The 21,740-nt window shown below is 43.2% G+C and carries 18 protein-coding genes, 1 tRNA gene and 1 pseudogene; 3 read left to right on the top strand and 17 right to left on the bottom strand.

The window, feature by feature from the left end; all coding sequences use genetic code 11:
• The first annotated feature begins 271 nt into the window (after positions 1 to 271).
• Positions 272 to 475: a cold-shock protein gene (locus KW136_RS03480; protein WP_216797182.1), complete on the top strand. Its 204-nt coding sequence runs from the start codon at positions 272 to 274 to the stop codon at positions 473 to 475.
• A gap of 1,183 nt (positions 476 to 1,658) precedes the next feature.
• On the opposite strand, the gene KW136_RS03485 is transcribed toward KW136_RS03480, so the two are convergent.
• The 3 genes from KW136_RS03485 to KW136_RS03495 all read right to left on the bottom strand — a co-directional run bounded on the left by KW136_RS03485 (position 1,659) and on the right by KW136_RS03495 (position 3,060).
• Positions 1,659 to 1,734, bottom strand: a tRNA-Thr gene (locus KW136_RS03485).
• Positions 1,735 to 1,773: 39 nt separating this feature from the next.
• Entirely contained in the window at positions 1,774 to 2,352 is a 579-nt protein-coding gene (locus KW136_RS03490) for a ClpXP protease specificity-enhancing factor (RefSeq protein WP_216797184.1), read from the bottom strand.
• Positions 2,353 to 2,448: 96 nt separating this feature from the next.
• Entirely contained in the window at positions 2,449 to 3,060 is a 612-nt protein-coding gene (locus tag KW136_RS03495; protein ID WP_216797186.1) for a glutathione S-transferase family protein, read from the bottom strand.
• Between the two features lie 2,151 nt (positions 3,061 to 5,211).
• On the opposite strand from KW136_RS03495, the gene KW136_RS03500 reads away from it, so the two are divergent.
• The gene (locus KW136_RS03500) at positions 5,212 to 5,391 is read left to right on the top strand and encodes a hypothetical protein (protein WP_216797188.1); all 180 of its coding nucleotides are present in this window, start codon (positions 5,212 to 5,214) and stop codon (positions 5,389 to 5,391) included.
• 1,625 nt (positions 5,392 to 7,016) lie between these two features.
• Here KW136_RS03500 and KW136_RS03505 read toward each other — a convergent pair.
• From KW136_RS03505 to KW136_RS03570, 14 genes and pseudogenes are all read right to left on the bottom strand, one after another.
• Entirely contained in the window at positions 7,017 to 7,433 is a 417-nt protein-coding gene (locus KW136_RS03505) for a phosphoribosyl-ATP diphosphatase (RefSeq protein ID WP_216797189.1), read from the bottom strand.
• Positions 7,430 to 7,831, bottom strand: coding sequence for a phosphoribosyl-AMP cyclohydrolase (gene hisI / locus KW136_RS03510; RefSeq protein WP_216797491.1), 402 nt, complete (start codon positions 7,829 to 7,831; stop codon positions 7,430 to 7,432). Before hisI ends, KW136_RS03505 begins: the two co-directional genes overlap by 4 nt.
• Positions 7,831 to 8,604 carry an imidazole glycerol phosphate synthase subunit HisF gene (gene hisF / locus KW136_RS03515; RefSeq protein ID WP_216797191.1) on the bottom strand — a complete coding sequence of 258 codons (774 nt, stop codon included), beginning with the start codon at positions 8,602 to 8,604 and terminating at the stop codon, positions 7,831 to 7,833. The genes hisI and hisF overlap by 1 nt, the downstream gene beginning before the upstream one ends.
• Positions 8,605 to 8,640: 36 nt before the next feature.
• Positions 8,641 to 9,393: a 1-(5-phosphoribosyl)-5-[(5-phosphoribosylamino)methylideneamino]imidazole-4-carboxamide isomerase gene (hisA, locus tag KW136_RS03520; protein ID WP_216797192.1), complete on the bottom strand. Its 753-nt coding sequence runs from the start codon at positions 9,391 to 9,393 to the stop codon at positions 8,641 to 8,643.
• A 133-nt stretch (positions 9,394 to 9,526) separates the two neighbouring features.
• On the bottom strand, positions 9,527 to 10,168 hold the full coding sequence (gene hisH / locus KW136_RS03525; RefSeq protein ID WP_216797194.1) for an imidazole glycerol phosphate synthase subunit HisH: 642 nt from the start codon (positions 10,166 to 10,168) through the stop codon (positions 9,527 to 9,529).
• Between the two features lie 75 nt (positions 10,169 to 10,243).
• The gene (gene hisB / locus KW136_RS03530) at positions 10,244 to 10,831 is read right to left on the bottom strand and encodes an imidazoleglycerol-phosphate dehydratase HisB (RefSeq protein WP_216797195.1); all 588 of its coding nucleotides are present in this window, start codon (positions 10,829 to 10,831) and stop codon (positions 10,244 to 10,246) included.
• A 46-nt stretch (positions 10,832 to 10,877) separates the two neighbouring features.
• Complete coding sequence (gene hisC / locus KW136_RS03535) at positions 10,878 to 11,948, bottom strand: histidinol-phosphate transaminase (protein ID WP_216797196.1); 1,071 nt, start codon at positions 11,946 to 11,948, stop codon at positions 10,878 to 10,880.
• 37 nt (positions 11,949 to 11,985) lie between these two features.
• On the bottom strand, positions 11,986 to 13,308 hold the full coding sequence (gene hisD / locus KW136_RS03540; protein WP_216797202.1) for a histidinol dehydrogenase: 1,323 nt from the start codon (positions 13,306 to 13,308) through the stop codon (positions 11,986 to 11,988).
• Between the two features lie 87 nt (positions 13,309 to 13,395).
• Positions 13,396 to 14,043 carry an ATP phosphoribosyltransferase gene (gene hisG / locus KW136_RS03545; RefSeq protein ID WP_216797495.1) on the bottom strand — a complete coding sequence of 216 codons (648 nt, stop codon included), beginning with the start codon at positions 14,041 to 14,043 and terminating at the stop codon, positions 13,396 to 13,398.
• A gap of 215 nt (positions 14,044 to 14,258) precedes the next feature.
• Positions 14,259 to 15,506, bottom strand: a pseudogene (gene murA / locus KW136_RS03550) (UDP-N-acetylglucosamine 1-carboxyvinyltransferase); the annotation flags it as partial.
• Positions 15,507 to 15,720: 214 nt separating this feature from the next.
• Entirely contained in the window at positions 15,721 to 16,833 is a 1,113-nt protein-coding gene (locus KW136_RS03555) for a thiamine phosphate synthase (RefSeq protein ID WP_216797203.1), read from the bottom strand.
• Entirely contained in the window at positions 16,830 to 17,690 is an 861-nt protein-coding gene (locus tag KW136_RS03560) for a thiazole synthase (protein WP_216797204.1), read from the bottom strand. The genes KW136_RS03555 and KW136_RS03560 overlap by 4 nt, the downstream gene beginning before the upstream one ends.
• Positions 17,691 to 17,759: 69 nt before the next feature.
• Positions 17,760 to 17,960, bottom strand: a complete 201-nt coding sequence (thiS, locus tag KW136_RS03565; protein WP_216797205.1) for a sulfur carrier protein ThiS — start codon at positions 17,958 to 17,960, stop codon at positions 17,760 to 17,762.
• A gap of 18 nt (positions 17,961 to 17,978) precedes the next feature.
• On the bottom strand, positions 17,979 to 19,133 hold the full coding sequence (locus KW136_RS03570) for an FAD-dependent oxidoreductase (RefSeq protein WP_216797206.1): 1,155 nt from the start codon (positions 19,131 to 19,133) through the stop codon (positions 17,979 to 17,981).
• 401 nt (positions 19,134 to 19,534) lie between these two features.
• Between KW136_RS03570 and KW136_RS03575 the strand changes: the two genes are divergently transcribed.
• The gene (locus tag KW136_RS03575) at positions 19,535 to 21,265 is read left to right on the top strand and encodes an ABC transporter ATP-binding protein/permease (protein WP_216797207.1); all 1,731 of its coding nucleotides are present in this window, start codon (positions 19,535 to 19,537) and stop codon (positions 21,263 to 21,265) included.
• Positions 21,266 to 21,740 lie beyond the last annotated feature (475 nt).

The following is a 21,740-nucleotide window of genomic DNA, read 5'->3' on the forward strand; positions in this document are numbered from 1 at the left end:
CGGACCGTTACATAAAAATAGTAAAAAAGAGTAATCCAATACCCCGCAATAGGGGCGCATCCAGAGAAACCACTAAATTTGCGAAAAAGCATTGGATGGGCCCGATCTTTCACAATATAATTATGCTTGCAAGATTTCAAGCGGCAAGTGTTGGTAGTTGTACATCTGTATGTAGTCCATTGCGACGGTACTCCGGTTGTTCCTCTCAACCTTCCTTGATTTTCATGCGTCACCGGGCTTTAGCCCTTATTCATTTTTAAGGATTTGTTTTATGGAAACCGGAACCGTCAAGTGGTTCAACGACGCCAAAGGTTTTGGCTTTATTACGCCGGACGGCGGTGGTGAAGACTTGTTTGCGCATTTCTCGGAAGTTCGCATGGATGGCTTTAAAACTCTTCAGGAAAATCAAAAAGTTACATATGAAGTAAAAACAGGACCAAAAGGTAAGCAAGCAGCTAATATTCGGGCGGCGTAAAAAACCCCATCCCGAGTCGCTAATGTACCAGTAACCTCTTTGCTACATGAAAAATGGTTACTGGTAAATCTTTTTATTGCGGAGTAAACAGCCTGTTTTTAAAGAACATGTTTTTTAATCTAGTAAATGCTAAGTTAATCAGATGCTTTTCATAAATTCCTTAATTAGTGCCAGAGTAACCCTGGTTTAATAATACTTAAGCATAGCTACAAACCTAAGACTTATTAAGGTCTATGCCTAGTAAAATTCAGTGTTATTTTGCTATATACTAATTTATGGTGGTGCACCACACATTCTTTGAATTTATACTAAGAATATATAGCTTTCAAGCATAGTATTATTCTATGCTTGCTTAAATCATATAATTATATATACTTCAATTAAAATAGTAGATTAATTTATTAAAATTAAAATTTTTAATCGCCGAGTAGAAAAGTCTCAAGACTACTGTATATACAATGCTTAGTAAGTAAGAGTAACTTACTGAGCGATTCTCTTCGGAATCTTAAAAAGAAAGCACTGGAGCTATTAATTTTTTAAAAATTTTATGGAAATAAAAGATATATTTTATATATATTGTTAATATTTAATCTTTAGTTAAAGTTACTTAACTAAGTTGTTAATTCAATTTAATAATTATTTATAGTTAGAACTGTAAATAATTATTAAATTACTCAAATTCCTTTAAGAGAGAATATATACCCTATTATTGTTAATCTTGACAAGATTATATTTTGTATAAGTCTTGCTTGTTTTCTTGCCTATATACTTTTGTATAGTAATATACTAATTTTAGTTATGGTCAGACTATGGTGTCTCAACCTAGAAAATCTCATGTAAAATTACCCTAGCTTTATAGCTGCTTAATTTTTAATATTAATCTTTTGGTAAATCTTATAGAAAAATCGAAGTTTGTATAATTATTATTACTATAAATTTTACTAAAAAATTATTTAGAAAAATTTATAGTAGTTTATTTATCTTTATTATGAGAAACACTACCTACCCAGGTTAGAGATAGGCACTAAATTTTAGTTATAATCTTATTGTGAACAATAAAACACTTTTTTCTTTAAATATTAATATGTAAAGACAAGAATTATCTTTATTCTGTTTTTCTTTATACCATATAAGAAATTAAGTAGAATAAAAACGAGCTTTATTTATAAAATATGGTTAATACTGGTGCCGGCTGCAGGACTCGAACCAGCTACCTGTTGATTACAAATCAACTGCTCTACCAGATGAGCTAAGCCGGCGTAAAGCTTGAGTGTACTACATATTAGTATGTAAAAAAATTACTTAATTACTTTAAGATGCCTGCGTCCCCTGTCTTTCTGACTACTACTCACAGTAGATGTCTCATTTGAATTAAGAAAATGTTTTGCCTGTATTTCTTCAGCATGCTGTAATGACGGGGTCTGTGTCTCTGCAGCTAGCTTATCAGTTTCGGCCCTCTGAAACCCATCCTTATATAAAATATTCTGTTTCTTCTGTGAGGTTATTGCGCGCAACCGATCTCCTATGAGTGATACAAATGCTGCCGCACCTTGGATCGGCTGATTTGTATCTCCCTCAAACACCATCCCCCGCCCATTCTCACGCGCATAAATTGACATAATATTAATTATCGGCACTCTAATTTTGTTAGATTTACCAGAGAAGCGTGCGAGGCATTCAAGCGCGTTATTATCTATTTGTAAATGGCTAGCTGCAGTGCAGCTGATATTCAGAACAATTTTATTGTTACGCACGAACTGCTGAGGTACGCGTGTATATTGATCGACTTTTACTGTAATGTGTGGTGTAAATCTATTATCTGTGCACCACTCATATAGTGCTCGTAATAAATAAGGCTTAATAGAAATCTCTTGCATTTTTGTTCCAAAGTGCGCTATGTGTGGCGCTCACCACGCGGGCGCCACATCTGAGGGCCGTTAAATAGAGAACTAAGGACAGAAGCCGGTTATCGCTTAACGACGCATAACCTTTTCGGATGGCGTTAATGCTTCAATATAAGCGGGCCGGCTAAAAATGCGTTCTGCATATTTCATTAGTGGCAACGCATTTTTAGACAGTTCGATATTATAATGATCTAGGCGCCATAACAATGGCGCAATCGCAACATCGAGCATTGAAAACCCCTCTCCTAACATGTATTTATTCTTGATGAATATTGGTGTAAGCTGTGTTAGTCGATCTCGGATTCCTACGCGAGCGCGCTCATACGATTTTTCAGCTATCTTACCTTTTTCATTCTCGAGCACGCCCACGTGGATAAATAACTCTTTCTCAAAATTGAGCAAGAAGAGGCGCGCACGGGCACGCTGAACTGGATCAGCGGGCATCAATTGAGGATGAGGAAAGCGCTCATCAATATACTCGTTGATGATATTCGATTCGTAGAGGATTAAGTCTCGCTCTACAAGAATTGGTACCTGTCCGTATGGATTCATCGCTGATATATCCTCCGGTTTTTTAAAAAGATCTACATCGCGGATCTCAAAATCCATGCCTTTTTCAAACAGCACTAACCGGCAACGCTGGGAGAATGGACAGGTAGTTCCAGAATACAAAACCATCATTTTTACTTTCCTTAAAAAACTAAAGAGTTAGACATAAAGAAACTCGCCCTATACCGCTCTCTTTTATTATCTGATCTAAAATCGCTAATCGCGTGTTTGCTTGACGAGCATATAAAACCAAGTTTCGTATTTTATGAAACTCTCAGAGAAATAACGGGACTGATTCAGCTATATCAGCGTTTATTTTATAAACTGATACTAATATCTAGGCAAGGTTAAAGGTCGGCTTGATAAGTACATCATAGTCTATTAGGGCAATTATTCCGATAATAACCTTGTCAAAAAATTATCAAACTCATAAGCTATATTACTATCATCCTCAGTATCTTTAATTAATTTAGAGCTTTATCATCATATGGTTTTTATAGCACATATAAGGGTTTTAGAGCTCGGAGTGATACTACGTTATAAGCTATCCAAATCGTAATAAAACATAGGTAAGTAGGTATATCAGTTTATTCCATACCTTTGCATGCTTTAGCAGATAAAGCTAGGAGTTCAATACACTTAACCACTCCTATGCTAACGCTCATTTGTGTCGAGACAGTAATTATTTACTAACGATGTTTCCGCTGCATTATGGCTGGAATACTCACAAACTTTTTTAGCTATTTTAAGCTGCTTTAAGAAAGTGTAGACTAATAGGGGCTAGTATCTTAGCTAGAATATAAAATGTATAAGCAGGTCAATCTACCCAATCATGGTTGTATCTAAGAATACAGGCTGGGTACTAAGAAAAAAGAGCACTCAAAAGAGAGTAAAATAGACTCTATGGGAGGAATTAATAAAAATATGAATAATACATAATAGACCAAACGGAGTCGGGATTAAAGCACCGTAGAGATAATAGATAGTACTAGAAATAATAGAATTACCCATAATAATAATGCGTTAGAACTTGAGTTCTATACAAACCGATTATTAGCAGAAACTGTAACTAAGCTAATCTTTTTATCTAACTACAAGATCTTAATTTAATCTGCTTAATTTAGAATAGTTATAACAACATAATCCCTATAGCCGTCTATCGTTAAATACTAAATCGAATAGAATGCAGCGAGTCTACTAGACTTATAGAGCTTCAGCTAGTGTCTCTCGCATATTCATATGCGTGCTCCAATAATAACAATCGCATAAAACATAAACTAAGAGTGGCAATACATTTTATACAAAGATTAAACAAGGTTCTATCTAGCGGAATTTTTTATCACCTAAAACTTAAATAAGCAGTCTTAAATAACGTCTGGCAAGATTTAATCTTATTAAATATATAAAGTAAATCCTAGTAGCTAATAAATAAAATAGCGAAGAATAGAGCCTTAGTAACTTTATATACTTAATATAATATTTAGCTATATAATATATGATATATTTAATTAATATCATTAATATGATCCATTATTATAAATAATCTGTAGGTAGTTTGCTATTATTAGCATAAGCAGAGCTATAACAATTGGATTTAACAAAACATTAAAGTTTTGAGGTGCAAGTGATGCTTGTTTTAAAAAATCTTTAAAAGAAACCCGATGTTTTTATTAAAAGTCTTTTATAGTAATTTATTTTATAACCTTAATAGTATTTCCTGAGCATCATCAATAATTTATAATAGGCTTGTTGGGTTATTAAACAGTGCCTAGCATATCTGATGCTAGTATTACTATCTTGATATGGCATAGCTATCTATGGGGCGACCTAAAAGACACCTCACTACACACCTCACCTCTCTCGTAGTAGTCTCGATCTCCCTGAGGCTACTCACTTATAGAAGCTAGGAGTGAAGGGTCTATTTACAACCTTTAATTGCAAGCTTACATTATAAAATATTTTTTATCAAAGCTTAGCAACACGGGTTCGTATAGTACAATACCCCCTTGCCTTAATTTTACTAAAAATAGTAATTAACATTTCGTAGGGCCTGTTCAGACGCTGCCTTTAATTTGTGTACCCCCTTTGTAGATTTATGGACTTAGAATAAATTTCTATTAATAGCCGTAGTCTGCGTGCCTAATATAGCTCCAGTGACTTATCGAGTATTAAATAATGCTGATAAAATTAAAGTTTCCCTGGCTGACGGACGTATAGCAAACGCGAAAATTAGCGGTCCTAAAAATCACTTTATCTAATTTGCCAATAATCACACTTAGACGGATGCAGAATGCCCGCGCCGGAGATGTCGTAATAGCGATTGGAAATACGTTTGGGGTTAGTCAAACAGTAATCATCGGTATCATCAGGTCGCTCAGACGTAATCACTTAAGAAGTAACGCGTTCGAAAACTTTATTCAGACTAATGAACAGATTAATCCAGAAATTCTGGTGTTGCACTAGTTGATGTGAATGGCAGCTTTCTCAGCATTAATACTACTGAAATATATTCACGCAGCGGCTACTCGCTAGGAATAGGTTTGATATTCTAGCATCGACACGGCTAGTAATATGCTCAGGATAGCATCGTGAAGACGGGAACAGTGATAGTGGTCGGATTAGTGTTAAGCTTCAAGAAATGAATCTGGGAATCAAAATTATTAGGTTTATGGCAAAATTAAGCACGTCTATTATATCTAGAATGCTATAAAGTAGTCCGGCAGATAAAGCTCATATCAATCTGGGCAATATTCTTATGAAAGTCAACAATGAAGATATTATAGATACTTCGAACTTGCTTAGACGTGATTGCGTTAATTAAACCGGGATAGTCGCTAAGGTATATAGCATAGGTGGTCCGCAAGAGGAATATCAGTGTAACAATCAGCGATCGCTTATTGCTGCTCAAGCAGACCTCTAATAGTCTCTTAGCAACAACTAGTATAAATATGTAACTAGATAGAGTTACTATTTCTTATTTTCTTAGCCTTAAAGCTTTTTATTTAGCCACCTAGTGACCAATAATTAGATCTCGGTAATGCTAAGTCTAGATACAGATAATTAGTGACTTTACAAAATCAAGAATAGTAAATATCTTACGAAGGAGTTATAGGCAAAGATTATAAGCACACTAAAATTAGCTTTTAAAGCCTAAGCTAGGCGTATTAATTGATAATTAAACATTAGATACAGTATCTCTGTAATCGGCATTGTCGTTTATATAGCTTGTCACCTTCTTTAAGAAAGTTCGCATAAGGGGCCGCGCGTATAATAAAATATACCCTGTATTCAGGTAGCTTTTAGGGCCGATAGCAGTCGGTGTAATTTTATTAAAAAACTAGTTAGACATATAAAACACTAAAATGACACGCAGTCCACGAGCTCAAGAAAGTGGTTTTGAAAGGATCTTTTCTAAAGTTAGAGTCAACTTGCTTAGATCTCGCTCGTTTTTTCTTTGAGCCGATTTTATCTTTTTTACATTGTGCATACCCCTTGCGCCTCTTAAGCATACCGTTAAGATTACTACTGATATTCTATATAGATTTCTTCATGAAAAATATTAATGTGCTAAACATACTAATAAAGTAAGACTCAATACTTAATATATTTAAGATCATTAAGCTCGCTAATTTGGAATACGCGCAGTATACTCGGCTACTAAGATATATATAAAACCTAATTAAATTAATATCGTTATACCACTTAGTGGTAGCACATTTTTCTATACAAAATAAAATTTAGATGTAAGTATTAAAATTAATTAACTATTATTTGTCTTGCAGGAGGAAGAGCCAGGACATTAGCTTTAGTATCAGTCTGAAATTATATTCTTTATCACGCAAGAATCTTCTTATTTTTTAGATTACCTAGGCACTGAGCTTAAATAAAATTGCCGGAACAATATTATCTCCACACATAGATTTTTTATCTAAAATAAAATCTGTTAATTAAATTCGATATACGGTATTAGAATAATAATTCTATATTATAGAATAGCTAAAGATATAAGCAACTAGGTCCGATATATCGTGCGTAAAACATAACGGAATATATAAAGCAATACTATAAACTTATACTTATTCTATATATTATTCAGTAGCACGTACTGATTTGCGCAAGGCTTTCTCTTCGATGCCTGATAGGCCTTCACGACGTTGCAGCTCAGCTAGCACGTTGTTGGGTTTAACCCCATAATACGATAACATAATAAGACTATGGAACCATAGATCAGCTACTTCTTTTATCAGATTCTCCCTCGAGTGAGGGAGGTGGGCATCCTTTGCTGCCATCACAACTTCAATAGCCTCTTCACCAACTTTTTTTAGAATCTCATCAGCGCCTTTATGAAAAAGCTGCGCAACATAAGAAGATTTAGGGTCGCCTCCCTTATGGCTATCGATTATCTTTGTAAGCCGCATAAAAATATTGTCTTGAGTATAACGTACATCCAACGGGCTACTAGCATTAGTAGCCTTATCTAGTATAGGTTTGGTGTCATAAGTCATAGATAAATACTCTCCGGATCTTTTAAGACAGGATCAATTGATATCCAGTCTCCTTTATTTATAAGTCCTTCAAATTTCCAAAAAAAACACGAATGACGCCCAGTATGACAAGCAATGTTGGATACCTGCTCTATCTTTAGTAGCACGACATCTTTATCGCAGTCTAGCCGAACTTCGCGCACGTGCTGTAGATGACCGGACACTTCGCCCTTGAACCAAAGCTTATTTCGGGAGCGAGAAAAGTAAACAGCTCGCCCTAGCTCAAGCGTTTTGACTAATGCCTCTCGATTCATCCACGCAAACATTAATACGTCGTTGCTCAGCGTTTGCTGTGCTATTACAGGCACTAATCCATTAGTGTCCCACTTTACTTTATCTAACCAGTTTTTTCTGCTCATTACCGTCTTATTGGAATACCGCATTTGGCCATAAACTGCTTTGCGTCGCTAATCGTGTATTTACCATAGTGAAAAATGCTGGCAGCTAATACTGCATCCGCATAGCCATCAGTAATTCCATCAGCTAGATGCTGTAGAGAGCCTACACCACCAGATGCGATAACCGGTACCGGTACTGCGTTCGATACCGTCCGAGTAAGCTCTAGATCAAATCCACTGTTAGTTCCATCTCGATCCATGCTAGTGAGCAAGATTTCTCCAGCTCCAAATTCCGCCATCTGATAAGCCCATTGTATGGCATCGAGCCCAGTCGCTTTGCGACCGCTATGTGTAAAGACTTCCCAGCGCAGAGTCTCATGCACAGCGCTGACCCGCTTCGCGTCGATTGCAACGACAATACACTGAGAACCGTATCGCTCGCTTACCTCACGAACGAACTGTGGATTAGTTACTGCAGTAGAATTTATGCTAACTTTATCGGCACCAGCGTTAAGTAATCGACGTACATCATTGATGGTACGCACGCCACCACCAACTGTTAGTGGAATAAATACTTGAGCGGCAACCGACTCAATGATTGGGAGGATTAAATCTCTCTCGTCGGAGGTTGCGGTAATGTCTAGAAATGTAAGTTCGTCAGCTCTTTGCTCGTCATAGCGCCTTGCGATTTCAACCGGATCACCAGCATCTTTCAGCTTAACAAAATTAACGCCTTTAACGACACGTCCCGAAGACACATCAAGACATGGAATAATTCTTTTTGGTAAAGACATTAAAGTAAATGCCCAAAAGTAAAATGCATGTGCATACTACGATAGTAATCTATTGTGATATGCATCGGCAAGATTCTGTGCGGTCATGAAATCGAGCTCTCCAGAATAGATTGATCGCCCACAAATTACCCCACAGACGCCGTCATTTTCCACAGCGCATAGCGCATCGATGTCTGTCAAGTTTGACAGACCACCGCTAGCGATTACAGGAATTTTAAGCGCCTGTGCGAGACGCACAGTTGCTTGAATATTAATTCCCTGCAGCATGCCATCTCGGCCTATATCGGTATAGATAATTGCTTCAACGCCATAATCTTCAACCTGGCTCGCTAGATCAACTACCTCGTACTCTGTTATCTTGCTCCAGCCATTTGTAGCTACCTTACCATTCTTTGCGTCTAAACTAACAATAATATGGCCACTGAACATACTACATGCATCCCGAAGGAATCTCGGATTTTTCACAGCGGCTGTACCGATAATCACATACGATAATCCATCGTCTAGATACCTCTGGATCGTATTAAGATCTCGAATCCCGCCACCGAGCTGTATCGGAATTTCACCGCCTATTTCAACAATAATTGATTTAATTGCTTCCTTATTCGTTGGTTCACCAGAAAACGCACCGTTCAGATCAACTAAATGGAGTCGACGAGCACCGCTATCGACCCAACGGCGAGCCGTAGCTACTGGATCAGCTGAAAAGACCGTTACCTGGTTTATATTGCCTTGTTTTAGGCGCACACATTGGCCGTTATTCAAATCAATGGCCGGGATGAGCAACATAATTATAAGGATTTAGTATGGAGTGGAAAATTATTGTACTTACACTAGGTAGTGGTGTAACACTGTATTTTAGTCAGTTCAGTGTGGATTATTAGGCTATTTATAGTGTTTTCTAGTAAAAATTAACATATCATTATGGGTTCCATGTAATAAAATTATGATATAACTTTAATCCATTTTCTGAGCTTTTTTCAGGATGAAACTGAGTAGCAAAAATATTATTTTGTGCTACCGCAGATGTAAACGGTACGCCATACACTGTTTCCCCTACGGAAACAGATATGTTATCAGGCACAGCGTAATAGCTGTGAACAAAATAAAAAAAGCTTTCGTCGGCGATTCCATTCCACATTGGGTGAGACTGAGTCTGCCGAACCCGGTTCCAGCCTATATGCGGCACCTTAAAGCGCGAGCCATCGTTTTGACGTTTACCATCCAGTTGAAAGCGAACACATTTTCCACCTAATACGCCTAGACTTTTTATGTTAGCCTCTTCGCTGTGATCGAAAAGCATTTGCTCACCTATACAGATGCCTAGGACTGGTTTGGTACGCGTTGCATCTAGCACTGCATTCTGGAGTCCAGAAGTAACTAAGGACGACATGCAATCTCGCATTGCCCCTTGGCCGGGCAGTACCACACGATGTGCCGAACGCACTTTGTGCGCAGCGCTAACCACTTCTACATTGGCCTCTGGGGCCACGCGTAATATAGCTTGCCTAACTGATCTTAGATTGCCCATTCCGTAGTCAACGATCGCTATCGAAGTTTTCATGCTAACCAGCTTTTAGTATATATCCCTTAAAAAATTTAGTCGCCACAGCGGCACCGCGTATACTACGTCTCTACTTTAAAGGCTACCCTTAGTCGATGGTATCTGGCCAACTAAGCGCTCATCGATCTCGATAGCCATTCGCAGCGCCCGACCGAATGCTTTAAATGCGCTTTCGACTTGGTGATGCGTATTTATGCCACGCAAGTTATCAATATGCAGCGTGGTACCAGCATGATTAACGAAGCCACGGAAAAATTCGATTGTTAGATCAACATCAAAGTTACCGATACGTTCTCTAGTAAAGGGGATATGAAAATCTAGTCCTGGTCGTCCGGAAACATCAATGACAACACGGGATAATGATTCATCAAGCACTACATACGCGTGACCGTAACGGCGTATGCCTTTGCGGTCAGCGATTGCCATAGCAACAGCTTGGCCTAGCGTAATACCTACATCCTCAACCGTATGGTGATCATCGATGTGATAATCACCGAGTGCGTTAATTTCAAGATCAAGAGAGCCATGGCAAGCAATTTGATCTAGCATGTGATCCAGAAATGATACTCCGGTGCTTAGCTTTTTCTGGCCCGTGCCATCAAGATTAATCTTGACCCGGATCTGCGTTTCGCGTGTGTTTCTCACGACTTCCGCAATACGCATAGATATTCCTGAAAATAGTGGTCTCGATAGTGAGACTAACACGCAATTAAAGTAGGGTATTTTTTAATGTAGCTATTAGTTGTGTGTTTTCATCCGACGTACCAACTGTAATCCGAAGGCACTCAACTAGCAATGGATGCATTTTACTTACATTTTTGATTAGAATCCATGCTCTTAGAAGTGCGTTAAATACTTCGGTAGCATCTACAACGCGTACTAGTAAGAAGTTTGCCGAACTTGGAAACACGTGAAAATTTGGTAATGCTTTTATCTCTAAGGCAAGTCGCGCACGCTGAGCGCGCGTCTCAGCAGCCTGCATCTCAAGCACATCCAGGTGATCGAGCATAAAATCTACCGTTGCCTGCGTCAACACATTAATGTTATAGGGGGGGCGTACTTTATCGAATTCGCTAATCCAGACTGGCAAACCAACTAGATAGCCCAGCCGGATACCGGCTAAACCTATCTTAGAGACAGTGCGCATAACTACTACATTATCGAACTCGCTCACTCGAGAAATCCAGGTTCGCTGAGCGAATAGTTGATATGCTTCGTCGATGACTATCAGAGAACGATTGGCCGCACGAACGATTCGTTCGATATCCGAATCGCAGAACAGCGTACCAGTCGGATTATTTGGATAAGACAGATAAATAACTGCAGGTTGATATACAGCAATAGCCCGCAACATTGCGCCTACGTCTAATGTCAAATCAACGTTTAGAGGTACACCAACGAATTCTATATGGGCGAGCTTCGCCGACATCGAATACATTACAAATCCAGGTACAGGAGCTAAAATTTTAGCTCCTGGTTTTGCACACGCCGTTGCAATGAGATTAATTAATTCATCTGAGCCGTTTCCTAATAGCACGTCGCAATCATCTGGTATATGCATCACGCACTTTAACTTATCCAGCAACTGGCGTGGGCGCGGCAACGGGTAGCGGTTTAACGCAACCTGAGCAATCCTCTCGCCTAGTTGATCTGAAAGCGGCAAAGGTAGAGCATAAGGGTTTTCCATTGCATCTAGCTTAATGAAGCCTTCAGCATGCGGTACTGGATAGCTTGTTATTGCAAGTATATCTGTACGAATAACATCCCAAGGCATTGTCATAGTTTAGTATCCAAGCTGCCCCCCGCCTTCGTCGAAATTAGTTTCGGGTCTTCATCCGATACTCGGCGCTGAATGCGTGGGCCTGCAGTCCTTCACCATGTGCGAGTTCTACGGCAATTTTACCTAGCGTCTGTGCTCCTTCATGGCTCACCTCAATGATGCTTGAGCGCTTTAGGAAGTCGTATACCCCTAACGGGGATGAAAAACGTGCAGTACCAGAAGTCGGCAGCACGTGGTTCGGGCCAGCACAATAATCGCCTAGGCTCTCGCTCGTGTGGCGGCCTAGAAAGATTGCACCAGCGTGGCGAATGTACTGCGCCCATTTATGCGGCTTATTCGCAGATACCTCAAGATGCTCCGGCGCAATATCGTTAGCAATCTCGCATGCTTCATCCATATCTCGGACTTTGATCAAGGCACCTCGATTCTGCAGCGAATGAATAATTACATCCCGGCGAGGCATCGCAAGAATTAACCGGTTCATGGCCGTCTCGACACGATTTATGAACATAGCGTCCGGACATAATAGAATGGGCTGAGCGAGTTCATCGTGCTCCGCCTGAGAAAACAGGTCCATTGCGATCCAATATGGATCTGTAGTGCCATCGCACAACACTAAGATTTCTGATGGACCCGCGATCATATCGATTCCAACCGTACCGAATACTCGTTTCTTGGCGGCAGAAACATAGGCATTTCCCGGGCCCGAAATCTTATCCACAGCCGGGATGATATTCGTGCCATATGCGAGTGCGCCGATAGCCTGGGCGCCCCCAATTCTGAATACTCGATCCACGCCGCTAAGCAGCGCGGCAGCTAGCACGAGGTTATTGACGACACCGTCCGGCATCGGCACTACCATTACGATTTCTCGCACGCCAGCCACGCGGGCTGGAATCGCATTCATCAATACAGACGAGGGATAGGAGGCCTTACCACCTGGTACATATACTCCTACACGGTCTAGTGGCGTGACCTTTTGTCCAAGAACAGTGCCATCTCTCTCGGTGTATTGCCAACTATGGCTACCACATTCTATTTTTTGCTTATCGTGATATATACGCACGCGCCCGACTGCTGCCTCTAATGCAGCTCGGCGACTTGTATCCAGCGCGTCTAATGCTGCCCTAAGCCGGGTAGTTGGCAATTCTAGAGATGCAGCACTAGCAACATCCAGCCGGTCAAAACGCCTTGTATATTCGAGTACAGCAGAATCGCCGCGTAATTTTACATCAGCCAAGATCTGCGCGACCGAACGCTCAATCGCTTCGTTTTCGCTTTCCTCAAATTTAAGCACAGCCGCTAACGCTGTTTTGAACCCAGCATCGGAGGAATCGAGTTTTCGGATCTTGATCGCCATACGAGTCCCTTATATCTTGTGGTTTGGGCATTATCTTCATGGCGTCTTAGGTATCTGTATATCTTCATGGCGCCACGCAGCGGCGGATTACGTCTCAGCCCTACTAGCCATCTCAAATGCTGCAAGAATGGGCTTGAGTTTTGCTCGCTTAAGTTTGAGTGCAGCTTGGTTCACTATTAACCGTGATGAAATCTCCATAATCTGCTCGACTTCAACTAAGTTGTTCGCTCGAAGCGTGCCACCGGAGCTCACCAGGTCAACAATAGCATCCGCTAGGCCAACTAGAGGTGCAAGCTCCATCGAGCCATATAACTTAATCAAATCTACGTACACGCCCTTAGCTGCAAAATGCTCGCGGGCGCTATTTACGTACTTCGTAGCTACTTGAAGCCGCGAACCCGGTCGCACTGCATGCGTATAATCAAAGCTACTTGGCACTGCGACAGATAATCTGCAGTGAGCAATATTTAGGTCGATTGGCTGGTATAGTCCGTCGCCGCCATGCTCAAGTAGCACATCTTTACCAGCCACACCAAAATCTGCTGCACCGTACTCGACATAGATTGGTACGTCGGTTGCCCGGACAATGATTACGCGCAGGCCAGGATCTGTCGTAAGTAAAATTAATTTACGCGACGACTCTGGATCTTCGGCGACTGTGATCCCAGCCGCTGCTAGCAGCGGTAACGTTTCCTCGAAGATACGGCCCTTAGAAAGAGCTAATGTTAATGGCATATCTGAGCGAACTTCTGGCACTAACATATTGTGTGTGTCAGCCTTAACCAACGAACTCATGTTGTTGCCCCATGGACAACTTCATTCCTGGCAGCAGATATCGTTGATCTGACGGTATTTGACCAAGGCACAATGACGTCGTCTTGTAAGGTAGTTTCTTCGGCGTCTTGCGTAGTGCTGCTGAGATTTTTATCGGTATTATTCGTTATATTGTCATTGACACGTTGGACACTTGCACCTAGCGTATTCAGCTTAATCTCCATGTGCTCATAGCCACGATCGAGATGGTAGATACGATCGATTAATGTTTGCCCATGAGCGACTAATCCAGCGATGACAAGACTAGCTGACGCACGCAAATCTGTGGCCATAACTGTGGCGCCGGATAGCTTATCTACGCCTCTCACTAGAGCTGTATTACCGTCGATCGTAACGTGCGCGCCAAGTCGGTTTAGTTCCTGCACATGCATGAAGCGGTTCTCAAAAATTGTCTCTACTACTTGTGATGTGCCTATTGCAATGGTATTTAGCGCCATAAATTGCGCCTGCATATCAGTCGGGAATGCGGGATACTCGGAGGTGCGAAATGATACTCCATGTGCATGGGTTTTCATCCGTAGCCGAATCCAATCATCGCCAGTCGAGACTTGAGCACCTGCCTCGCGCAACTTATTAAGAACGGCCGCTAGAATCATCGGGGTAACGCCGCGCAGCGTTACGTCTCCATCTGTCGCAGCAGCCGCACATAGGAATGTACCAGCTTCAATTCTGTCTGCGATTACTACATGGCGGGCACCGTGCAGGCGCGGTACACCATGTATCACAAGCTGGTCCGTACCAACCCCGTCAATACGTGCACCCATCGCGATAAGAAAATTTGCTAGATCGGAAACCTCCGGTTCGCACGCCGCGTTCTTTATAACGGTTTCCCCATCTGCAAGTACCGCCGCCATTAGCAAGTTCTCTGTACCGGTTACAGTAATTATATCGGTAATCACTCGTGTACCTTTCAAGCGTCGCGCCCGAGCATGAATAAAACCATGCTTGATCGAGATTTCTGAGCCCATCGCAGTTAATCCTTTAATATGCTGATCAACTGGACGCGCACCGATTGCACATCCGCCAGGCAGAGATACTTGTGCATGACCGAAGCGAGCCACTAGCGGCCCAAGCACGAGAATTGATGCTCGCATCTTTTTCACCAACTCGTACGGCGCTACTGGATTATTAACCTGCGACGCATCCATCGTTACGACGTTTCCATATATCTCTGAACGCATCCCCATCTGGCCAAGCAACTTCAACGTAGTACGCACATCCTGTAGGTTTGGTACATTCTCAAGTTGAACTGGCTCCGAGCTCAGTAAGCTTGCGCAGAGGATCGGCAACGCTGCATTCTTAGCGCCGGACACCGAAATCTCCCCATTGAGGCGGACTCCGCCATTGATTAATAATTTATCCATTGGTTTACTTCCGCGTTGTACTTCTGACGGACGCGCTGCACGAACCATCTAGTCCGCCGGGATATTATTTATTACCCCAGGTGATTTAGTTTATTCGCGCTCGAATCCCGCTTGCCGGTTTTACTGTTAGTCGACATTGTGTCTTTATGCTCAACGGGTAAATTTTCTAGTGCTCAATACTAAGTATAGTAAGTAATAAATAAATATAAAGTTATCATACAAATTTTGTTTGTAACGCGAAAATTGTTTCTTCGACATTATGTGCTTGTGTCACAGCACGTACGAGGGCAGCGCTGAGCACACCAGTAGCTAGCACTCTCCCTAAAGACTGCAGATCAATACCACCAATTGCAACGCAAGGAGTTACACCTTTAAGAAGGTGTACATAGCGCGTTAGACGCGAAAGCCCCTGAGGCAGGCTAGGCATTACCTTGGTGGTAGTTGGAAAGACTGCGCCTAGCGCGATATAACTCGGTTTAAAGTGCAGCGCGACCAAGATTTCATAGTATCCATGCGAGGATACCCCTAGCCGCAGCCCTGCTTCCATAAGGGCACTGATATCTGATCGCCATAAATCTTCCTGGCCAAGATGCACGCCGTATGCACGTTCTTCTAGCGCTAATTTCCAGTGGTCATTAATAAATACGCGCGCATCTTTATAGCGCCGGCCAGCTATAATGGCAGCGCGCACATCGTTCTGTAGAACGGCTAAATTATGCGGACCTCCATTTACCTTACGGCGCAGTTGCACTGTACACACACCCATCAGCAGCAGTCGACTGATCCAGTCGGCAGTAGGCACAATGGGATACAACCCAAGCGCTGCTGGGCACTTAGCAAATGGTTGGACTGGCGCGTCTGGCAACCCTAGTACGCGCGGGAAGCGAGATATGTCGGACGGCCATGGATCTTGCGTATACTCATCGCCATGACGCCAAGCTAGCGCAAGACATAATGCATCATGCAGATCGTAGCCACAGTCGATAAACGCAGCTAATGCTGCGATCCAGTCGGCGCACCGCGAAGCTTCTAATATACGAAGCGTATGCCCCTGATATAACCGCGTAACCGTACGAGCCGACGCATCTAGCACTGCGGCCCCAGAGTCTATCCAGAATGCAGCATCGACCGAACTCGGCTGCGTATCAGTCGCTATGATTACATCATGATACCCTAGCGGCCACGGAGGCGGTACGAAACAAATATGCACGGGCTGACGTGCACATGGCCAATCACCTAACCCAGCTCGTATTTTCTTTGCAGTCTTCAGTAGTTTATCCGAGGTCGGATAAAAAACTTCGCGCCCCCCCAGAAAAAAATCGCTCATAGTCCCTCACTGGGGGGAGGGACAGCAGAATTCTCTGGTAAGGGGTGATCGTTCCTATGATGCCAGAACGGCATGCCAACTACCGGCGTACTTGGATAGGCACTATCGCGCTCTGGCATCGGCCCAGCTAAGTATGCCTCACGACCCGCATGGATGGCACTTGCGAACGCCTGCGCCATCACCTCGGGCTGTGCCGCTTGCGATACTGCCGTGTTAAGCAATACAGCCTCAAATCCCCACTCCATAACTTGGCAGGCATGTGACGGGATACCCAGTCCAGCATCGACAATCAGTGGAATATCCTTTAAACGCTCTCGCAACAGCCTAAGACCATACGGGTTTATTATTCCCTTACCAGTGCCAATCGGCGCGCCCCAGGGCATTAACGCTTCGCAACCAACGTCGATCAATCGTCCAGCGACGACAAGGTCTTCTGTGCAATACGGTAGTACTTTAAATCCATCCCGCATAAGGATTTCCGAGGCCTCTATTAGGCCAACTGGATCAGGCTGCAAGGTATAGTCATCTCCTATAAGTTCGAGCTTGATCCAGTCCGTTTCAAATACTTCACGAGCCATCTTCGCTGTCGTTACAGCCTCATTCACAGAATGACAGCCAGCGGTATTAGGCAACAACACCGCATCCTGGCGATTTAGTGCTCTTAAAAAACCGATATCCGCATTGCCCTGCATAGCTAACTGGCGCCTTAGCGCGACAGTTACCATCGCTGGACGCGCTGCCTGAATGGAGGCCTCAAGTACATGCAAGGAAGGGTAACGGGCGGTACCAAGCAACAGCCGGCTTGTAAAAAGTTGTCCGTACAGGACCAGTGCGTCAGCGGTGGAATGCGTATTCATCATTGTTTCCGTTTGTATCGGTGACCGGATAAGGTGGATTATCGCCACTCATAGCCTGTCGTCAATTCCTTATCCACCTGCTACGGGCTTTATGATATCGATTCGGTCGCCTTGTTTAAGCGCGCGCGCAGAATACTGCGCGCGCGGTACAAATTCCCCATTGATAGCAATTGCGTACAACAGCGGCGTCGCACTAAACGAAACTAGCGCGTCGGTAAGGCGCGCCTCATCAGGCAAAGAGAGCGGCTGGTTATTAATTTGAATATTCATTTATTATTTATTGATACGCTAGTCTGGCTTAGCTGTATGATAAAGCTTTGGCCAACGAGAGTCGGTACGCCATGTGTTAAAATCATCTATATCCCTCACCCGTGTATTAAGCAACGCGTCGGCCAGAGCAATAGTTTCACGTGCTATCTCAGGAGCAATCATATAACCATGTCGGTACAAGCCATTAACGCGCAGCGTTAATGCGCCATCCCACGATAGCGCGGGGCAGTGATCTGGTAGTGTAGGCCGACAATGCGAATTTAACTCAAGGATCCGAGCTTCGCCGAAGGCCGGATGCAGTGAATATGCCGCCGACAACAACTCAAGCGTCGATCGCACGCTTACTGGCGACATATCCTCGCTCTCGATTTCAGTGGCCCCTATTACATAGTGATTATCCTGTTTGGGCGCGACATATAAAGGATAGCGCGGATGCAAAAGACGTGCCGGCCGGCTTAAACTAATGCCTGGCGCATAAACACGAGCCACCTCACCCCGAACGCCACGAAGATTGGACCATGCGCACTTCGCACCGAGTCCACGACAATCAATTATTAGGCCAGCAGTAGGCATAGCATCCTCTCGAACGCAAGTATGCCAATGCGTGTCAACACGCAATTCATCAAGCGCAGAAGCTAGCGCTAATAGCAACTGCCGATTATCTAACTGTCCCTCGTTAGCTAAGAGGCACGCATCGTGAAAACGCGTACCAAGCGTCGGTTCAGCGCGGGTAACCTGAGCACCGTGTAAAACGACGATACCATCGTGCAGCATCGTAATAGGCGCATTCTTACGCACACGCTGCTCGAACAATAGCCATTCTGAGCGATCAGCTGCGTGCCAGACAATCAGAGTGCCGTTGCGCTGAAAAAATACTGGCTGTGGTAGCTGCGGTAACCATTCGGCCCAACGTTCAAGAGAGGCGGCGCCCAGCTCCACCAGAAATCGCTCAGCACTAGCTGCTTCGGCCAGCGGAGCTAGCATGGCCGCAGCGACCCACGCTGCGCCATAGTATCCGCTCGGAGCGCCTTGCTCATACAGAGCAACATGATGACCTGTTCGAGCAAGGCGCCAAGCAATAAGGCGACCTGATAAACCCCCTCCCAATACTACAACATCGGGAGTTGGCGTAGCATGACATGATGTTTCTGAGTAGGGATTAGATCTGTGCACGGCAATCGAATCCTATGTTTTGGGATTGGAGTGCAAAGATGAAACCAGGAGATTCAGGTCTAGATGGGGATTCAGACCTGAATGACGCGTTATTAGATTCGCATGGATTTTCCTAGCTTATAAATGCAGGGCGCACCGTGTATTTATAAGCAAATACACGGTGCCGCCGTTCAAAGCACTCTTTTTTACTAATCCCAATTAGATCATAAAACTGCTTCAGGCTGCAATATATTGCTCTGGCACAATGACGACTGCTGGAGCGGCCTATCTTAGGCCTTAAGCCGGAATGAAGCGGCAGAGCGGCCTGAATAATTTTTATTGGAACGAGCCGGCTGCTGTCTCGATGCTCACGACACCATTAGTCATATCAGTGCATAGACCGATTTAAGGAGTCCCCCCCCATGAGTCAACCAGCATCAGTCACCAATGAACACATTACAACGTGGAGCCTGATTAAGCCGTATTGGGTATCGAACGAGAAGTGGGCTGCCCGTGGATTACTCTCACTTGTAGTCGCAATAAATATGATTATGATAGGAGTCAACGCGTGGTTTAACACATGGCAACGCGTGTTCTTCGATGCAATTCAGCAGTACAACTATCCAGTGTTCAGGCATTCCCTGCTTCAATTTACCGCTATCGCGATAGCGCTGATATTACTTGGTTCGTACCGAATGTATTTCCGACAGATGATCGAATTCCGCTGGCGCCAGTGGATTACTGCACAATATATGCACGAGTGGCTATCGGGTCGCTCATACTATCATATCGAACGCGATAAGCTCATCGATAATCCTGACCAGCGTATTTCAATAGACCTACAGGAAATGGCGAGCACAACGCTGACGCTTTCACTGGATTTTCTGTCTACGTTTGTCACATTACTCTGGTTTGGTAATGTCCTATGGAACTTAGCTGGCTCACTCAACTTTGCTGTGTTCGGTATTAATATAACAGTACCAGGCTATATGGTTTGGACTAGTTTTTTATACGCAGTAGTCGGTTCGTATATTACGCATCGAGTTAATAATCCGCTGGCGTCGATCAACTACCAACAACAACGTGTTGAAGCAGACTTTCGTTTTTCATTGATTCGTTTGCGAGAAAATGCAGATCAGATTGCTCTGTACGAGGGTGAGCGATCTGAGGAGAGGGCGCTACAAGGCAGCTTTAAACATATCCGAGACAATTGGCGGATGATTATGCGCTATACGCGACGTTTAAACTTTGTCATGGTTAGCTACTCACAACTAGCTATTGTATTCCCGTTTATCGCTGCTGCACCAAAATACTTTGCTCAGACAGTCAGCTATGGCGGTTATCAGCAAACAATTAGCGCGTTCGGCACCGTTAGTAGTTCTTTCTCATGGTTTATTAGTAGTTACTCAACTCTAGCCGCATGGAGGGCGGTGACTAACCGACTAAAGGAATTTCGCCGAATCATTATACAACCGAAGTTACTTGAGTCAGCTATGCAAGCCGCAAAGCACGATGGTATTTACACTCGGATAACTAATACAACCGCTCTTCGGGTAAGAGAGCTAAGATTATTGCATCCAGATGGTACGCCACTATCAACAATTGGTAAGATTGATATCTCGCCTGGATCGAGGGTGCTAGTGCGAGGTGCATCAGGCTCTGGCAAGAGCATACTACTCCGCTCGCTAGCCGGTTTATGGCCATTTGGTAGCGGTACCATCGAGATTCCAGCTAACGCACGGCTTATGTTTGTACCTCAGAAAAGTTATGTTCCAATCTGTAGGCTCAAGAGCGTACTATCATATTCGACGAACGCTAACAACTTTACCAATGTAGATTGTATCAATGTTCTGCAAGCTTGTCGGTTAGGAAAATTGGTCGATAAGCTATACGTTAGCGATCATTGGGAGCGTGTTCTATCACCAGGCGAACAGCAACGATTGGCGATCGCCCGCGTGCTGTTGCAGAAGCCAGATTTCCTGTTCCTCGATGAATCAACCAGCGCGCTTGATCTCGAGACCGAGGCAGCGCTATACCAGGTGCTGAGGCAATATCTAGCTCACGCAGCAATAGTCAGCGTCGCACACCGAGAGTCAGTGCAGGTGATGCACGAAGAGATGATCGAAGTAGTTAGCGATGATGACTATAGTTAGTATACCTCAGCCACAATTTTTTATATATAATATATGGGTAGATGGTATTATTACCGTACAAAATAATACTATTGAATTAAAAGCGGTTAATTAGTTTTACCAGAACATACGACTATAATCTAGTATCGATATGCAGTACATTTTCTGTCTCGACATGATCCCGAGCATAACTCATCTTAAGCATATCAGCCCCATCCCTCATTAATAATGCGCTTACTATGCGCGCATATTATTAGCCCAGTACTATTATAAGTCTCTATAGCAGCAGGCCACAGCTCTTTACAGCTATCTGTGATGTTGCGCAATCAAACTTGTCGGTAATCAGTGTCCGTCATTGTATATCAATCAAAACTAATTCCCATGGCATTCCAGCACGCCTATTTAAGAATAGTAGTATATGCTTATTTCTAGCCTTGACGTTATTAGCCTTGGCTTTGGCAACACTTACTGACACAGTGCCTATGTCGAGCTCAAG

The sequence above is a fragment of the Candidatus Vallotiella hemipterorum genome (assembly GCF_910593725.1).
Lineage (GTDB): Bacteria > Pseudomonadota > Gammaproteobacteria > Burkholderiales > Burkholderiaceae > Mycetohabitans > Mycetohabitans hemipterorum.

Excerpts from the sequence above, each read along its gene's own strand:
- KW136_RS03480 (WP_216797182.1), top strand. The coding sequence starts at position 272 with ATGGAAACCGGAACCGTCAAGTGGTTCAACGACGCCAAAGGTTTTGGC.
- KW136_RS03490 (WP_216797184.1), bottom strand. The coding sequence starts at position 2,352 with ATGCAAGAGATTTCTATTAAGCCTTATTTATTACGAGCACTATATGAG.
- KW136_RS03495 (WP_216797186.1), bottom strand. The coding sequence starts at position 3,060 with ATGATGGTTTTGTATTCTGGAACTACCTGTCCATTCTCCCAGCGTTGC.
- KW136_RS03500 (WP_216797188.1), top strand. The coding sequence starts at position 5,212 with ATGCAGAATGCCCGCGCCGGAGATGTCGTAATAGCGATTGGAAATACG.
- KW136_RS03505 (WP_216797189.1), bottom strand. The coding sequence starts at position 7,433 with ATGACTTATGACACCAAACCTATACTAGATAAGGCTACTAATGCTAGT.
- hisI (WP_216797491.1), bottom strand. The coding sequence starts at position 7,831 with ATGAGCAGAAAAAACTGGTTAGATAAAGTAAAGTGGGACACTAATGGA.
- hisF (WP_216797191.1), bottom strand. The coding sequence starts at position 8,604 with ATGTCTTTACCAAAAAGAATTATTCCATGTCTTGATGTGTCTTCGGGA.
- hisA (WP_216797192.1), bottom strand. The coding sequence starts at position 9,393 with ATGTTGCTCATCCCGGCCATTGATTTGAATAACGGCCAATGTGTGCGC.
- hisH (WP_216797194.1), bottom strand. The coding sequence starts at position 10,168 with ATGAAAACTTCGATAGCGATCGTTGACTACGGAATGGGCAATCTAAGA.
- hisB (WP_216797195.1), bottom strand. The coding sequence starts at position 10,831 with ATGCGTATTGCGGAAGTCGTGAGAAACACACGCGAAACGCAGATCCGG.
- hisC (WP_216797196.1), bottom strand. The coding sequence starts at position 11,948 with ATGACAATGCCTTGGGATGTTATTCGTACAGATATACTTGCAATAACA.
- hisD (WP_216797202.1), bottom strand. The coding sequence starts at position 13,308 with ATGGCGATCAAGATCCGAAAACTCGATTCCTCCGATGCTGGGTTCAAA.
- hisG (WP_216797495.1), bottom strand. The coding sequence starts at position 14,043 with ATGCCATTAACATTAGCTCTTTCTAAGGGCCGTATCTTCGAGGAAACG.
- KW136_RS03555 (WP_216797203.1), bottom strand. The coding sequence starts at position 16,833 with ATGAGCGATTTTTTTCTGGGGGGGCGCGAAGTTTTTTATCCGACCTCG.
- KW136_RS03560 (WP_216797204.1), bottom strand. The coding sequence starts at position 17,690 with ATGAATACGCATTCCACCGCTGACGCACTGGTCCTGTACGGACAACTT.
- thiS (WP_216797205.1), bottom strand. The coding sequence starts at position 17,960 with ATGAATATTCAAATTAATAACCAGCCGCTCTCTTTGCCTGATGAGGCG.
- KW136_RS03575 (WP_216797207.1), top strand. The coding sequence starts at position 19,535 with ATGAGTCAACCAGCATCAGTCACCAATGAACACATTACAACGTGGAGC.